At 54.6% G+C, this 668-nt stretch carries 1 protein-coding gene; it reads right to left on the minus strand.

Annotation, left to right across the window (positions count from 1 at the left end; translation table 11 throughout):
• Positions 1–56: 56 nt before the first annotated feature.
• Positions 57–530, minus strand: a complete 474-nt coding sequence (locus AB6O04_RS20705) for a hypothetical protein (RefSeq protein ID WP_368566317.1) — start codon at positions 528–530, stop codon at positions 57–59.
• Positions 531–668: the final 138 nt, after the last annotated feature.

Raw genomic sequence — 668 nt, forward strand, 5'->3', positions numbered from 1 at the left:
CGACTCACCTCAAGGCCGAATATACGACTGCAACCGCACCGCTTCACAGCATCAGATCAAACCAGCGAATCCTGATTGACGGAGGAGTCCATATACGAATTGTTAGGCGGCGCACCACGAAGCCACAAGTAGAGCTGCCTGATTGACGATGCAACACCGACAACGATTAATACGAAGACTAGCAACCACACCCAAAGATGGTGAAACAAGGTGTAGCCGGGCATATGCACCACGAGCATGGTAGAGAATAACGACCAAGGCCCAAGAAGCAGCAGCCCGATTAAGCACCTGAGCCAAAGAGCCTTGGGGCGACTTGCAACAATTGCCAAGCAGGCTACGAGGGCCTCCACAAGCATGACGCCACATACAAATGCGACGCTGCCTGGGTCGTAGGTCCAGTTGGCACGATCCTCCGGCCTGCGGAAGAAATAGTAATCGGGATTGAGGCTGATATGCACTGCGTAAGCCACCGAGGTAACTGTGGCCAGTGCAAATAGCAGAACAACAACTCTACGAGTGCTACGTTGCATCAAGGCCGCCTAACGCCTGAATTAAGCCGAACCGCGAAGCGGTTGGGAGTTCCTACGCAAAAGTGGACACCGGTGGGTTAGATGCATTGGCGTTCGTATTCGGCCGGCGAGCGGTATCCCAGCGCCGAGTGTAGGCGC

This window comes from Pseudoxanthomonas sp. UTMC 1351 (genome assembly GCF_040948865.1).
In the GTDB taxonomy this organism is placed as follows: Bacteria; Pseudomonadota; Gammaproteobacteria; order Xanthomonadales; family Xanthomonadaceae; genus Pseudoxanthomonas_A.

Bases quoted from the DNA above. Each gene is read 5' to 3' on its own strand.
- AB6O04_RS20705 (WP_368566317.1), bottom strand. From the start codon at position 530: ATGCAACGTAGCACTCGTAGAGTTGTTGTTCTGCTATTTGCACTGGCC.